This window comes from Pedobacter antarcticus, from assembly GCF_900112985.1.
Taxonomy (GTDB): Bacteria; Bacteroidota; Bacteroidia; order Sphingobacteriales; family Sphingobacteriaceae; genus Pedobacter; species Pedobacter antarcticus.
This window is the reverse complement of sequence record NZ_FONS01000009.1, coordinates 119,625-134,978: the sequence shown is the minus strand read 5'-3', so window position 1 is coordinate 134,978 and position 15,354 is coordinate 119,625. Positions and strand designations below refer to the sequence as shown.

The window sequence follows — 15,354 nt, the reverse complement described above, 5'->3', positions numbered from 1 at the left end:
ATTACTTCTCGTTTTGCTCGTCCATTTTCTTTATCAGGGCTTCGCACAGGATGTCAAGGAATTTCGTTCGGTTAATTTTACGGGCTTTCAATTCCATAAACGTATGGTAGAAATCGCCCAAATCAATATTAAATGTGCTTTCAAATGTTTTGGCAATTAGTTTTATATCGGTATTTCCGTTGTTGAATACACCTTGTGCGTAGAGTGCATAAATCAACTCGGTTAATGCTGTTTTACTTCCCGTCCAGCTCAAAGGAGATTTACTATTTGCTTTCTTATAATGTTTGTTATTTAGCTGGTCTTCAAGATAAACTTGTATTAAATCGTTTGCCAATATCTTAGCGACCTTATAGTCGTGGGAAGTGGAAAAACGGTGGTCGGCTTCAAAATAAAACGTATCTAACCACAACCTTATATCGTGTTTGCCCCGAATAAAAAAATTCTCATCGAGAAAAGAGTTGCCACTACGGTAATACTTGTAAAAATCAATGTTGCTGTCAAAGAATTTTTTGAGCTTGTTCAATTCTTTGTTGAGGAACTTTTTTATTTGCTTCTCTCCGTAAGGCTTTTTGGTTTCGATTTTATAAACGGCGTTATAATAAATGAGCTTTGAAACAATAATAGGTTTCTGATACTTGAAAAAATGGATTTCTTCTTCTGTATTCTTAAAGTCGTTTTTCAATACAAACTTCTTTAAATCCGAAAGACTTTGAATGACAAGCTGTATAACCGCTTCAATTCTTTTTATAGGGCAGTCACTTTCAATCTCCAGTTCCTGGATTGCAGTTTCCAATTTAAGATATGTTTCATGATATAACTTGTCCATACAATCTCTTATTTTCGTTAATTACGCTTTTGAAAATTTTGAAATAAACCAGATACTCGAAATAGTAAGCAATTGTTATTCGAGTACCTAGTCATTTATCATAATTAGAGTTTGCTTCTAATACTAAAATATTTATCTCAATAGCAATTAGATCTAAACCTAATTGAAACGGTATTCATAATTAATCAGACTTAGGGAATATTGTTAATTTTAATAACTTGGTTGATGAACTATGATATTCAAAAAGTCATATTTTCCCTTTACAATTCTCTATAATGCATTTTCATTTAAAAACAATTGATAATTTTGCTCATTTTCAAAATAAGCTACCTCATCATTGTCTCCAATAACTACAATATAAGCATCAGCTTTGCTGATTTTTTTTAGAGAATGTGGATCCACTGCATAACGTACGCTTTGGTCTTTAGGAATTTTTTCTTTGCACATATTGCAACATCCGTAATACATTTTCCCTTCAAAAGGTACCTCAATCTGTTCTTTTCCCATATATGCGTCATTGACCATACATACAAGATTATTGGGTACATGTTTTCCTTTTTTAGGATTATTTATCTTTTTGATTTCGGTAGTTTGAGTTTTAGAGATTACTTCTGTTGCATTATTTGATTTTTGATCTGTACAGCTTATTAAAAGTACCGTAGCAAATGCTACGATACTTACTGTTTTTAATATATTTTCCATATTAATTATTTTTTAGTTTGATTTTTTGGAGGCACATCTGTTCCTTCCATAATTTCTTCTGAAGCCATTTTCAGGATTTTATCGCCTTCACTTAATTCGCCGAATATTTCTACTTTATCTTCCCACATTCTGCCTTTACTTACCGGAATATTTTTAGTTTTTCCTTGTTCAATACGAATGACGTAAGTGCCCATTCCGCTTTCTACAACAGACATCTTTGGGACAAAAAAAGTAGCTACCGAATTTTGTAACGGGATACTTGTTTCGGCTACCATAAAGGGTTTCAGCAGCTTTTCTTTGTTGATGAAATCTGCTTCTATTTTTTCGGAGCGAAGCCTTTCATCCAAACTTCCCGATTTTCTACTTACCAGAGCTATATGTTTCACTTGTGGCTGCGAGCGGACATAGAAACGTATGGTATCACCTATTTTGATATAAGGAGTATTAGCCTCGGGGACAGAAAGGTTTAACCTTAACTTTTGATTGTTTTCGATAACCAAAAGAGGCGTTTTGCTCATTGGTCCAACATAAGCACCAAGATCAATATTCCTATTGGTGATCGTTCCGCTAAAAGGGGCTTTAATTACCAAATAATCATTGATATTGCGAATTTCATTGTATGCAGAGCGTGCGGCAGCCAATTGCGATTCGTCGGATAATTTACGTGCCTTGATTTGATCGATCGCATCTTTTGCAACTGCACCCTTGGTTTCATCAGCTTTTAACATACGGTCATACGTTGATTTTGTTGACAGATAAATTGCTTCCTGCGCCTGTACTTTTGCTTTTGCATTTGCAATTTGCGATACGATTTCCGGAGCCTCCAACACCACCAAAGTTTGTCCAGCAATAACTTTGTCACCAATATCTACACGAATTTGTTTTACATAGCTATTTACTTTTGCAAATAATTCGGTTTGTTCATACGGTTTTAGTTCGCCTGCTAATTTTAAAGTAACTAATGGATTTGATTTGGAAATCTCAATAGTCTCCATCATATTCATCATTCCCATAGCTGGTTTAGCGTCTTTATTGTCGTTCTTATTGTTGTTATTGCAAGCCGAAAGAATAAGTAAGGCTGCCAACGGAATTATATTTTTTAATTGCATTTTTTATTGATTTGATTGTACAAAATGAATACTGTTTTGGTCTTCAGGGTCTAAAGACGGAGAAATAACACTGGCTTTTTTCTGCACCCACCCAAAAACTAATGGAAGAATGATTAACACAGAAAAAGTAGAGAATAAAAGGCCACCAATAACGGCTCTACCCAAAGGTGCAATTTGATCGCCGCCTTCGCCAAAGCCTATTGCCATTGGCAGCATTCCCGCAATCATCGCAAGGGTAGTCATTATAATTGGACGGATCCTTACTTTGGCGGCTTCAACACCTGAGAGAACAGAATCCTTATTTACTTTTCTTAACGTTTCGGCATTACTGATTAATAATACCGCGTTGGCAATTGAAACACCGACCGACATGATTAAGCCCATGTACGATTGCAGATTTAATGTAGAACCTGTAATATTGAGCATGAGTAAAGCTCCCACTACTACAAAAGGTACTGTTGATAGAATAACGATTGACACACGGAATGATTGAAACGTTGCAGCCAACATTAAGAAAATCACAAAAACCGCTATTAACAATCCGGTGGCTAAACTGGACAATGTTTCCTCTAAAACAGGTGCCATTCCTGCTACTTCAATATTAACTCCTTTAGGCAATTCGCCTAGGGAAGCAATTGCTTTTTGCACATCTTTAGATGCTTGTTCCAAATCTTTTTTATACAGATTGGCTGTTACTGTGGTGTAGCCCATCGTACCCTGATTGTAACTTTCTCCTAATTCCTTTGAAGGCGTAATAGTTGCAACATCACCTAAAACGGGTCTGTCCGTATTTTTACTTAATGGTAAGTTGGCTAATTCCTCCTTACTGTTCAAAATACCTTGAGGGGTTTGCACCTGCACATCGTAAGCGATGCCCATCATACCTCCAACCCAAAAATTTTTGTTGGTAAAACGGGTTGATGCGGTAGCAGCTACCAAAGATTTGGCAATATCTTGTGCGTCTAAACCTAACTGTGCCGCACGAGTACGATCAATGTTGATTTGGAGTCCAGGATAATCCATTGACTGTGGAATTTGCTGATCACGCAAATATTCAATTTCCTTCAATTCCGCCAATATTTTGTTAGCGTACATCCGGTTCATTTTTTTCATCATCCCCGAAACACGAACCTCAATAGGTGTACTGGTCCCCTGACTTAAGATTTTCTCCGTTAATTCAATCGGTTCAAATGAAATAGACAATTCCGGCATTTTTTCTTTGTAATAAGCACGCAGTTTGTCTTTCAGTTCGTCTGAGTTTCCGGTGGATTTTTTCAATGCTACCTGCATCAATGCCTCATGTGGACCTGCATTGTAAAGATAAATTGGGCTAATCGCAAAAGAAGAAGGATGTTGGCCAATAAAAACTGAAGAAATTGCTATATTGTCTGCACCAACATTATTTTTCAGGTGCTCTAAGAATTGTTTTACTTTCATTTCTGTCACTTCAATCCGGGTTCCTTCGGCTGCTTTTATACGAACCTGAAATTGTTGGGAATTGGATGTAGGTAAAACATCTTTTCCTGTTATTTGATACAACGCAAATCCTCCGACCAATGCTAAAACTAAGCTTAAGCTGACAATTATTTTTTTGCGATTGGTTAATCTCGATAAAAAGGCTACAAATCGACTTCTGAATTTGGAGAACCAGTCTTCTTTGTGTGCAGGATTTTCACAATGATCTTTTTGGTGTTTCATGAGCCAATTTGCCATTACTGGAACAAAGGTTTGAGACAACAAGAATGAAACGATCATCGAAAAACCAATTGCCATTGCCAACGGCATGAACAACGAACCTGGAATTCCTGTCATCATAAATGCTGGTGCAAAAACCGCCAAAATACAAAGCATAATTAGCAATTTCGGAAAGGCGATTTCTTTACATGCATCCCAAATGGCTTGCGCTCGGGTTTTCCCCATCGCAAAATGCTGGTGGATGTTTTCGATGGTTACGGTACTTTCATCTACCAGAATTCCAATAGCCAATGCCAAACCGGAAAGCGACATGATGTTGATGGTTTGTCCAAATAATTTCAGGAACAATACCCCGGAAATAATCGAAATAGGAATGGTCATGATAACGATCAAAGCAGCTCGTCGATCGTTCAAAAAAAGCATGACCATTAGACCTGTTAAGAGTGCGCCCAAAACACCTTCTATAACTAAACTTTTCAACGCATTGGTAATATAAACCGACTGATCAAATTCGTAAGAAATCTGTACGTCATCAGGCATATTTCGTTGAATGCTGGGTAATTCTTTTTTCAAAGTATTTACCACATCCAATGTGGATGCATTTCCTGCTTTTGCAATATTAATATAAACCGAACGCTTTCCGTCAATCAATGCATAACCAGTTGCAATATCGGCTCCGTCTTTTATCGTGGCTACATCACGGATGTACACATTATCAACCGAGCCTTTAAAAATAGGAATATCGCCTAATTCAGCAACTTCTTTCACGGTGTTATTCGTTGGTGTCAGATAGTTTTTATCTCCGATATACACATTTCCAGAAGGCGACGTAATGTTGTTTCGACTTATGGCTTCAACGATCTGTTCAGGTGATAAGTTATGAGCACGAAGTTTATACGGATCGATATTAACCTCAATAGTTCTTGGGCTTCCACCGAACGGAGGAGCCGTTGTCAACCCCGGAATTTTAATCAAAATAGGCCGTGCATTGAAATTGGCAATATCCTGCAATTGATTGTTAGTTTTTGTAGCACTTCTAAATACCAGTTGTCCCACAGGTTGTGATGAAGCATCAAATCTGATGATGAACGGCGGCGGTGCCCCGGGTGGTAAAAACACCTGAGAACGGTTGGACAGTGCATTGATCGTAGCAATTGCTTCCCCCATTTCAGTACCTTCATAAAAGGTAACTTTCATTAAGGTAAGTCCTTGCGTATTTTTAGATTCGATACTTTTGATACCATTGGTAAAAAGCATCATATTTACATACATTTTCGTAAAGTATCCTTCCATCTGTTGTGGTGTGTAACCATTGAACGTGTGCGCAATGTACACCACCGGTAAATTCATTTCGGGAAGAATATCTACTTTAATATCTTTGGTTGCTTTGAGACCAAAAAATAATAATCCCAATACCAAAACCATAATTGCTATGGGTTTTTGAAGGGCAAATTTTATCATATTCATAAACGAATGCTTTAAAAATTATGGCGTTAATAATTGAATGTTTCCTTGTGCAGATGCCAGTAGTAATAATGCTTGCCACACATTATTCTGTGCAATTTCATAATCAATTTCGGCTCTGTTCAAGCTAAACAAGGCTTGCGTATAATCAACTAAAGTAGTTAAGCCATTTTCATACAAAGCGGTTTGTTGTTTGTATGCCAAAGCAGCCGCACCTAGTTGAATTTTTGTTTCCTCGAAATTGTCATAGGCATTTTTTAATTGGGCATTTGCCTGATGAAACAATGTATTTAATTCCTTTTGTTGTGCATCAAAGGTGTATTGAAGAGATTGTGTAACATATTTCTGTTCCTTCACTTTTGTATTGTAGCGAAAAAGATTGGTGATGTTCCAGGTAAGTGAAACCCCTAATAAATAGTTGCTACGATCTATTCCAACACCTTTCAAATAATTAGTGGAATAAGCTGAAAGATCTTGCGCATAATTGGACTGGAACCCAGAACCACGACCTTGAACTACACCAAAAGCCGATAGATTTGGTTTTCTATGCGCTTTTAACACTTCGACACTTTGTTCGCTTTCATCGATCTTTGTTTGTTGAAATTTTAAATACGGATGATCGGAAACTTTGATTGCTGTTATTTCCATTGATTTTACTGGCAGCGTAGTACTGTATAGGCTATCCAACTTGTAGGTTTTAAAATCGTCATTCATTAAGTCTGCCAGTTGCTTTGACCACATTAGTTCTTTATCGTATGCCTTTATTTGCAACGATTTGGCATTAGACCATTCCGCTTTTGCCAACTGTGCATCCACTTCCGGTATCAGCTCGCTTTTGGCTCTGGCGTGGGTCATTTCATAAAAAATCTGCGCTCGTTCAGTGTTTTTTTCTTGCACATATTTAACTCGCTGGCTTGCCAGCAAATTGAGGTAAGCGGCTGCCACTTTTATCTGTTGCTGAAATACTTCCTGTTGCAGATCGGCTTTAGCTGTCAATTCTTTTTTACTTCCTAGTTCCACCTGGTTTTTAATTCGTCCGAAAGTGAACAAATTCCAGTTGACATTTGCGAAGTAAAGCGAACCAAATGCGGCATTCCAGTTTTGTTCTGCCAAAGGCATAGAGGTTGCCGCAGAACCCAATCCGCCATAGGCATACATTGGCCCATGCAATGCATTGATGGTGCCGAAACTTTGTTGTGCCGAAAGGGTGAAATCGGGGAGGTATTGTTGCTTTTGAAAAGCGGTATTTTGAGCCGAGGCGTCGACTACTTGTTGTTTTGCTTTGATTTTATCGTACTGGTTTTCTGTACGATGAAGGGCATCTTGCAATGTTAAAACTTGTCCGTAACTATTGGTATAGCCTGCAAATAGCAAACATGCAGATGCAATGAATTTTAATTTCATTATATATAAAATTTAAAAATTGGACATAAAAAACTATTGCAACTCCGAAACTTTCGAAATCGCTCGCATAGATTTTAGCCTAAAATCAAATTCTATATACGCAATGTAAAATGTAAAGAGGATTGCCCAGAATTGGGACTTTAGTAGAAGAATAAGCGGTGTTTTTTTCTATATCTAGAACAATAGGTTCAAAATCGAAAACCGTACCCAACATTTTGTTAGGAATAGCATCGCCCCAGAATTTTACCGAAAAATCAAAATTGTTATGTTTTTTTACACTGTCATCAAGTTTTATAATTTTCGATACATGCTTACAACAATTCTTCTTCTGATCTTTTAAACCCTTCTCCTTTGCAGAACAAATTGGACAAGGTTTGTCCTGATTTTGCTGTTGGGTGTTTGAAAAGCTGTAAACTTTACTCGCCGTTCCTTTACATAAATGTGCATATTGGGTAAAGCCCGAGGACAAAACCAAATAGCAAAGTGAAAGAAATATGACGAACAGTTTTTTCATAGTTTAAAGTACAAAGATAAACACTTTATTTTTGTAGAGCTTATATTATTTAGGTAATTTATTGTAAGATTTTGGGGTTCTTTGAAGTATTCTTTTTGCACTATCAGAAGCAACAATTAGCCCAGCTCCCAACATGATAATATCTTTTATCACCAACCTCCCTGCACCTGATAGATATGGAAACCCATATTGCGGGGTCGGAAAATCTCCACCTAGATTGGGGACATACACTTCAGGCGTGGTAATCAGGAACGATAAGGTAACAATAGACATTATGAATGTCAACAGGCCACCTATTAGACCTATTTTTGGGAACCAAATTCCGAGTATTACCGCCAATCCTATCAAAACAATGACCGTTCCTAAGCCGTATGAAAATAAGTATGTGCCATTACCGGTATGCCAATCTACATTTTTCTGTACAGTTTTTCCTTCGGGATTTTTATACAGCGTATGTTCTGCTACTTGTTTTCCCGTTTTATCTATAACGGTTTTATCTGCATTATTGTAGAAGAAACTCATAAAAGGGCTGTTGATAACAAATGGTACGATACCATCAGCTTCATATTGATAAGCTTTCAATCCGCCAATCCAGACCATTACGATGAAAATAGATATTCTAGTCAGATTGATAAAAGATTGCTGGCTATTTGCTAAAATATTGATCAATATATTCATTATTTTATTTTAAAGTTTTTTGAAATTGACAATTTTGGGTAGTAGTAGTGATAAAGCAAGATCAGTCCAAAGGAAAAAACAGAGACTATTAAACTCGCTATTGGCAGATATGCGACCTTTTCTTCGGGCAGGATAAATATCAAAAATGGAAATGCGTAAACCGCAGGGATTTTTATTTTGAAAAATGCCAATAACAAATACATAATTGCAAACAATACAGTAGAAAGCAGTACCCAATTTTCTATATAATTTCTGAGTGCTACAGCGATTGTGATGGAGAGGCATAATACAGCACTAATTTTAAGAGCCATTTTTAGGTTAAACATTTTCATACCCAGCGTTTCAAAAACCACTACGGTTATTGGGGGAATGATGATTATAGGTGCCAAATCTGTACTATATGCAACCAACATCCAAAATAACGTAATAACAAAATAAGCCCATAATCTTTTGCTATCCCAATCCGCTTTTCGTGGTATATCTTTATTGCGTTTGCCAGCAAGTACAACTAACATCAATACTAAGCTGGCAATGAGAATTGCATAAATAAACGACCGATGAGTGGCATTGGTCACAATGGGCAAAAAACCAGTTGCCAAAGCCGGTGGAAATGTAAATTTTAAACTGGCCATCAATATCATCATAGCTATTAATACCAACATTAGTTTTGTAAGATAACCGATCTCTATAAAATTTATTCCGAAACCTAATAGTGCAGTTACGCTTGGTAGAATAAAAATCATTTCGGTGCGTTGCATCCAGGATTTTTCTTGCCAAACCCAAAGTGCAACTGCCATTGCAGCCATTTCCGGAAGTATGATTTCGGGGTCGTTGAAATAAACAGCTGCGCCTACCATAGCCAATATAAACACAAATGCAGCAATGTACCACAGGTGTTGATGTATTTTTTGTTGTATCATAATTAAATTGCTATGTCAAAAAGAAATCAAGGCGGAATGTCTGATTTTTTTTCCGCCCTGAAAATCTAATCATTTTTTAATTACTCATTAATAATTCATTCTTAAGCCAATGCCCCATCCCATATCACTATCATAGTGTGTTCTAACAGCCATGTTTTTGTTAAGGATATAACTCAAATCTGCCATGTACTCTAAATCGGTATTGACCATGAAACCTCCCCTTAATCTTTTTGAAATAGGAATATCTTCACGCATTAACTGTAATCTTACAATACCGTCGTGATAAACTTCTGCCTGAAAATTGACCAACATAGGTAAAGTGTACATAAATCCTAAGCTGACCGCTCTACGTGTGTCTTTCTTGTTGGTTTGTCCAAATATGTTTTTTTCATGCTCGTCTTCTCCCATTTTTCGGTAACGATAATCAAAACCGACAAAAGGCATAAACCATTGCATCTTACCAATATACCTTCCAAAATGGGTTTCTACTTCATAGCCGTGCATACTGTTGTATCCTAAACGCCATTCTGTACCTAATGACCATCTTGCATTTTGCAACATCGCTCCACCGTCATTTCCATTCGTTGCAAAGTCGTTTTCAATCATAAAGTGAGGCATATTGCTTTCCCTTTGCAGTTCTTTATAGGCTTTTGCTTTATCGGGTAAATAGGGATTTTTGTAATCTCCAACTTCAAACACCCTGTTCATTCCTGCCATCATATGATAAAGAATATGGCAATGGAAAAACCAATCGCCTTCTTCGTTGGCTAAAAACTCTATAGTATCCGTTTCCATCGGCATAATGTCCAATACATTTTTCAAAGGCGATTTTTCTCCCTTACCGTTAATAACCCTAAAATCAAATCCGTGGAGGTGCATTGGATGTCGCATCATTGAATTATTATATATGGTAATCCGTAATATTTCTCCTTTTTTTACAGGTATTTTATCCGTTTCCGAAAGTATTTTATTATCCATACTCCATACATATCGGTTCATGTTACCAGTAAGCGTAAATTTTAATTCTTTTACTGGGACATCATTAGGAAGAGTGGTATTGTACGGCGATTGCAACATGGCATAATTCAAGGTTTTAATGTCAGCCAGAGCATTCGCATTATACTTATTGGCGTTGTCGTCCATTTTCATCCCGCTATGTTGGCTATGATCCATTTTTTTACCTCCTTCACCTGTAATTTCCGGATACATCACTACATTCATATCCATTTGGTTCAGGCTCATTTTCATACCCATATCATCCAGATTGCCATTCATTTTCATCATATCGTTCATCATCTTCATCCCTTCAAAATATTTCAATTTAGGAAGTGGAAAAATGAGTTGCTTGACCCCGTTACCAATAAAATAACTTGCCGATTGTGTCCTGTCCTCAGTAGTCGCTAAAAATTCATAAGCCAAGCCATCTTCAGGAATAGTTACTACAATATCGTAAGTTTCAGAAACCGCGATGATTAATCTGTCAACTTCCACAGGCTCCACATCATTTCCATCATTGGCTACTACCGTAATTTTCCCTCCGCCATATCTTAACCAGAAATACGAAGAAGCTCCGCCATTAGAGACACGTAATCTAACTTTGTCGCCTGCTCTTAGTTCTTTACCGTCAATTGTTTTCAGATCAGTGGTATGGTTTCCATTTATCAGTATCTTATCGTAATAAACATCGCTAACATCCATTGCCAGCATCCTCTTCCATTCATTCTTTATTTTCACACCAAATTTCCCTTCTTTAATCGCTTCAACATATGATTGTGTAGCACCTTTTTTGATAGCAGCCCAATCGTTTGCGTTGTGCAACATACGGTTGATGTTATTTGGGTTAAGATTTGTCCACTCACTTAATATAATAGGGACGGTTGGCAGATCATCAATACCATTTCTAAATGTTTTATCATCACCTCTTTTTTCATAATAAAACTACCATACATTCCAATCTGTTCTTGTAAACCCGAATGGGAATGATACCAGTGAGTTCCATGCTGAATGATAGGGAAACGGTAAGTGTAGGTTGTACCCGGTGCTATTGGCTTTTGGGTAAGCCAAGGCACACCATCTTCTTTATTAGGCAGAAACACTCCGTGCCAGTGCAACGATGTACTTTCCTTTAATTGATTGTGCACAACAATCTCAGCGGTATCCCCCTCGGTAAAAGTAAGCGTGGGCATTGGGATTTGTCCGTTTACCGCAATGGCTCTTTTTTCTTTCCCGGCATAGTTTACCAATGTGTCTTTTACATACAATTCGTAACGCACTACTTTCTGTGCGAATAATGTTTGTGTGCAAAGCAGTATCAGTACTGTTTGCAATATTCTTATGGATATTTTTTTGTATCTAATCATTATTTAAAAATTTTATTTAATGCTATCTTCCATTGCACCAAACCATTTCATCAAAATCTGCTTATCCTCTTCCGACAATATTGCATTGCGATGAATTAATGTGTATGACGACAAAGGCATTTCCCCGTCCTTGATCTGTCCTGACATAGCTCTTAACTTACTTCGCTGCTTGCGGGCAGAATATTCACCAAACTCGCTAAAGTTCAGTTCCTCTTTGCCTTTTTTGATATGCTCTGCCAAGTACCATGCTCCGGGCTGGATGCGACTGTACCACGGATAGCTTGTGTTGTTGCTATGGCAGTCGTAACATGATTGGGCAAGGATGGCATTTACGTTTTGTGGCACGCTATATACCTTTTCGATATGGGTTGCGGGCACTTCGTCCGATTGGTTACGTAATGGCTGAAAAAACTGTATACCGATTAGGATAACAGCCAACCCCAATATGATTTTCTTTTTTAGGGACATAAATGTTTCATGTTGCTTCATTTAAAAACGCTGAATGAGGTTGTTCGGCTTCTCCTTGTTAGACCATGCTTTCATGAAGGAACAGCAAGGGCACAGAGAATTTATTTACCGGTGATTGTTTTTTCCACCTTTCCGCATGTCATCATTTTGGAGCCATAGTACGGGTTTTTGATTTCCTTGTTTTCGCTGAACCAAACAGCACCCTTTCCGTCATTGAACATCGGGCAATGGTTTTGATACAATGTTTGTGTTGTCCCAAATAATTCAATCAGATCTTTCAAACCTTCGCCAAGTACTGCTAAGTGTTCCCGTTGGTGGTGAATGTTGCCAACATTTTCGTTGATATGTTCCGCATGTTCTTTTGCATCGTCCGCTATTTCCATGTACTGTTTATGCTTATCGGCAGGAATAGCTTTCAAGTCCACTTTATTCAAAGTGGCTAATAGTTTTTTTCCTGCACTGGCTGCAGCTTTGTCATTGTCTGAAACAAGGGCATTCTTTAATGAAAGATAATCTGTAACGATGGGTGCGATAGAAAATTTCTTTTCTTGTTCAGTTGCTGTTGTTTGCTGACCGTTCGGTGTTTCACTTACGCCAGGCGCAGCTATCGTATCACCTCCGTTTGGTTGGGAAACTGTCTGTTCTTGTGATACATCTGAAGTATCGTTTGAAGATTGCTCGTTCTTGTTCGACACCTGATTGCATGATACTGTTATAAATGCCATGGTAACGGCAATAATTGATAATGTTAGATTTTTCATTTTATTTATTTTTTGATTTTTAAAAAACTTGCGTTAATAGCCACTACAATGGTACTTACACTCATCAGTACAGCGCCCATGGCAGGACTTAGAATAAAATTTGGATAGAGTACGCCTGCTGCAAGCGGTATTGCCACTACGTTGTAGCCAACCGCCCATATCAGGTTCTGTACCATTTTTTTATAGGTAAGTTTGCCGAAGTCGATCAATTTGACCACGTCCCTCGGATCGCTGTCTACCAATATGATATCCGCTGTTTCGGCAGCAACGTCCGTACCAGAACCAACGGCAATACCGACGTCTGCCTGTGCCAGTGCCGGTGCATCGTTCACACCATCACCTGTCATTGCCACGACTTCGCCTTTATCTTGAAACTCTTTTACTTTTTCTTGCTTGTTGTGTGGAAGCACATTGGCTAAATATCCGTCCATTCCTAATTTCTCTGCTACCGCAGCAGCAATCTTGTCGTTATCCCCGGTGAGGAGAAAGGACTTAATACCCATTTTTTTGAGCTCATCAATCGCTTGTGCCGAACCCTCACGGATGCTATCTGCCAACGTAATGATGCCGATTACCTGATCATCAATGAGAACGAAGTTTACCGTTTCGGCTTCCTGATTGATTTCGGCTGGAACTTCTGGCATTTGAAGGTGGTTTTCGGTGAAATAATTCGGACCGCCAGCTACGACATTTTTACCGTTTACAACACCTTTTACACCTATGCCCTGCATATAGCTGAAGTTTTGAGATTTCCATAAGTTGAGGCTCTTTTCTTTCAACGTAGCCATGATGCCTTTTGCAATGTGGTGTTCTGAATTTTGCTGTACTGCGGCAGCGTACTGGATAACCTCATCGGCATTATATTCCTCTGTTAATGGAATGACCTTTTCTACAGCATGTGAGCCTTTAGTGAGCGTTCCTGTCTTATCAAAAATGACTGTAGAGAGTTTTCGGGTTGTTTCAAACGCTGTTCGGTTGCGGATAAGCAGACCATTGGTTGCAGAAAGCGTTGTGGAAATGGCAACTACCAACGGGATTGCTACGCCCAATGCGTGCGGGCAGGCTGTTACCATCACTGTCACCATTCTTTCAAGTGCAAAGGCAATATCTCCACTATTGGCAAACCAATAAACAAATGTGGCTATGCCTACTGCAATAGCAATGAAAGTGAGCCATTTCGCAACTTTATCCGCAAGGTTCTGAGTATTGGATTTGGTAGCCTGAGCTTCCTGCACTAGATTGATTACCCTGTTCAGATAGCTGTCCTTTCCAACTGCCGTTACCTGCACTTTCAATGCTCCATCTCCATTGATGGAACCCGCAATTACCTTATCGTCCTTTTCCTTTTTTACTGGAACACTTTCTCCGGTTAGCATACTTTCGTTCATATACGAATGTCCCTCCAGTACCGATCCATCGGCAGGAATTTTTTCTCCCGGTTTTATGATTACCGTTTCACCATTTTGCAGGTCTTCAAGTTTTATCTTTACTGCTTCTCCGTTTCGTTCTACGGTAACATCATTAGGCAGCAAAGCAACCAATGATTGTAATGCCCGTGATGCAGCCATTTGGGAGCGCATTTCCAACCAATGCCCTAACAGCATGATGTCAATAAGTGTTGCCAGTTCCCAGAAGAAATCCATGCCCTGCAAGCCGAAAACAACGGCAACCGAATAGATATAAGCCACAGATATTGCAATGGCAACAAGTGTCATCATTCCTATGGCTTTAGCTTTCATCTCTCCGATCATTCCCTTTAAGAATGGTAAGCCACCATAGATATAAATCACCGTGCCCAAAGCCAGCAGCACATATTTGTCACCAGGGAAAGTAATATTGAACCCCAACCATTGCTGTATCATGTGCGATAGCAAAAGGATAGGAATGGTGATCACAAGACTTATCCAAAAGCGTGAAAGGAAATCTCCTGTATGATGTCCCTCATGCTTGTTAAAGTTTTCGTTACCATAGTCATGCGGAGAATGTCCCGAATGTCGGGATGTGTGTCCATTAGTAGCCGGCCCTCCTCCAATGGGAACCAATGTCATGCCACATAGCGGGCATTTTCCAGGTTCGTCTTTTAGCACCTGTGGGTGCATTGGGCATGTGTATTTTTTCATAACAAGAAGTTTTAAAAGTTATGTTGAACTCAATCTTTTTGCCATCTCATAGGTCATTTCCTCTGCATAGGTACCATAGGCATCAACAAGTACCCCTTTATTCTTACCATCATTGGATGAGATGGCATAAATCACGGAATTGTTATCTGGACTGCTATCAAGGCTTTCAAACCTATGTGTTTCCATAACAGTAAAGTCCTCTGGTTTTAGTTTCAGGTTACTTGATGCACAATACAGGCAGTCCGGTAACAGACTAAAATCTATACTGTAACCACGTTGTTCAAGGTCTTTGAGAGCCTGAACCATGTCATTATACTGTACCATATCTTTAAA

General features: G+C 38.5%; 14 protein-coding genes. All 14 read right to left on the bottom strand.

The window, feature by feature from the left end; genetic code table 11:
• Position 1 precedes the first annotated feature (1 nt).
• Positions 2-826 carry an RteC domain-containing protein gene (locus BM192_RS16605; protein WP_037438523.1) on the bottom strand — a complete coding sequence of 275 codons (825 nt, stop codon included), beginning with the start codon at positions 824-826 and terminating at the stop codon, positions 2-4.
• Positions 827-1,096: 270 nt separating this feature from the next.
• Positions 1,097-1,528: a hypothetical protein gene (locus BM192_RS16600; RefSeq protein WP_037438521.1), complete on the bottom strand. Its 432-nt coding sequence runs from the start codon at positions 1,526-1,528 to the stop codon at positions 1,097-1,099.
• 5 nt (positions 1,529-1,533) lie between these two features.
• The gene (locus BM192_RS16595; RefSeq protein ID WP_037438519.1) at positions 1,534-2,637 is read right to left on the bottom strand and encodes an efflux RND transporter periplasmic adaptor subunit; all 1,104 of its coding nucleotides are present in this window, start codon (positions 2,635-2,637) and stop codon (positions 1,534-1,536) included.
• A gap of 3 nt (positions 2,638-2,640) precedes the next feature.
• Positions 2,641-5,799, bottom strand: a complete 3,159-nt coding sequence (locus BM192_RS16590) for an efflux RND transporter permease subunit (RefSeq protein WP_037438518.1) — start codon at positions 5,797-5,799, stop codon at positions 2,641-2,643.
• A gap of 18 nt (positions 5,800-5,817) precedes the next feature.
• A complete protein-coding gene (locus BM192_RS16585) occupies positions 5,818-7,200 on the bottom strand; it encodes a TolC family protein (protein WP_037438516.1) in 1,383 nt (460 codons plus the stop codon).
• Between the two features lie 85 nt (positions 7,201-7,285).
• Positions 7,286-7,714, bottom strand: a complete 429-nt coding sequence (locus BM192_RS21410) for an HYC_CC_PP family protein (RefSeq protein ID WP_037438514.1) — start codon at positions 7,712-7,714, stop codon at positions 7,286-7,288.
• 45 nt (positions 7,715-7,759) lie between these two features.
• Positions 7,760-8,392, bottom strand: a complete 633-nt coding sequence (locus BM192_RS16575) for a DUF417 family protein (protein ID WP_037438512.1) — start codon at positions 8,390-8,392, stop codon at positions 7,760-7,762.
• On the bottom strand, positions 8,392-9,312 hold the full coding sequence (locus BM192_RS16570; protein WP_037438510.1) for a hypothetical protein: 921 nt from the start codon (positions 9,310-9,312) through the stop codon (positions 8,392-8,394). Before BM192_RS16570 ends, BM192_RS16575 begins: the two co-directional genes overlap by 1 nt.
• A gap of 87 nt (positions 9,313-9,399) precedes the next feature.
• Positions 9,400-11,133 carry a multicopper oxidase family protein gene (locus BM192_RS16565; RefSeq protein WP_234797580.1) on the bottom strand — a complete coding sequence of 578 codons (1,734 nt, stop codon included), beginning with the start codon at positions 11,131-11,133 and terminating at the stop codon, positions 9,400-9,402.
• A 38-nt stretch (positions 11,134-11,171) separates the two neighbouring features.
• A complete protein-coding gene (locus BM192_RS21165; RefSeq protein WP_234797579.1) occupies positions 11,172-11,672 on the bottom strand; it encodes a multicopper oxidase domain-containing protein in 501 nt (166 codons plus the stop codon).
• Between the two features lie 12 nt (positions 11,673-11,684).
• Positions 11,685-12,161 (bottom strand): heme-binding domain-containing protein, encoded by a 477-nt coding sequence (locus tag BM192_RS16560; RefSeq protein ID WP_234797578.1) that lies wholly within the window; start codon positions 12,159-12,161, stop codon positions 11,685-11,687.
• An 80-nt stretch (positions 12,162-12,241) separates the two neighbouring features.
• Positions 12,242-12,901, bottom strand: a complete 660-nt coding sequence (locus BM192_RS16555; protein ID WP_037438508.1) for a DUF3347 domain-containing protein — start codon at positions 12,899-12,901, stop codon at positions 12,242-12,244.
• Between the two features lie 5 nt (positions 12,902-12,906).
• Positions 12,907-15,021 (bottom strand): heavy metal translocating P-type ATPase, encoded by a 2,115-nt coding sequence (locus BM192_RS16550; RefSeq protein WP_037438504.1) that lies wholly within the window; start codon positions 15,019-15,021, stop codon positions 12,907-12,909.
• A gap of 18 nt (positions 15,022-15,039) precedes the next feature.
• Entirely contained in the window at positions 15,040-15,345 is a 306-nt protein-coding gene (locus tag BM192_RS16545; protein WP_037438549.1) for a hypothetical protein, read from the bottom strand.
• Between the last annotated feature and the right edge of the window lie 9 nt (positions 15,346-15,354).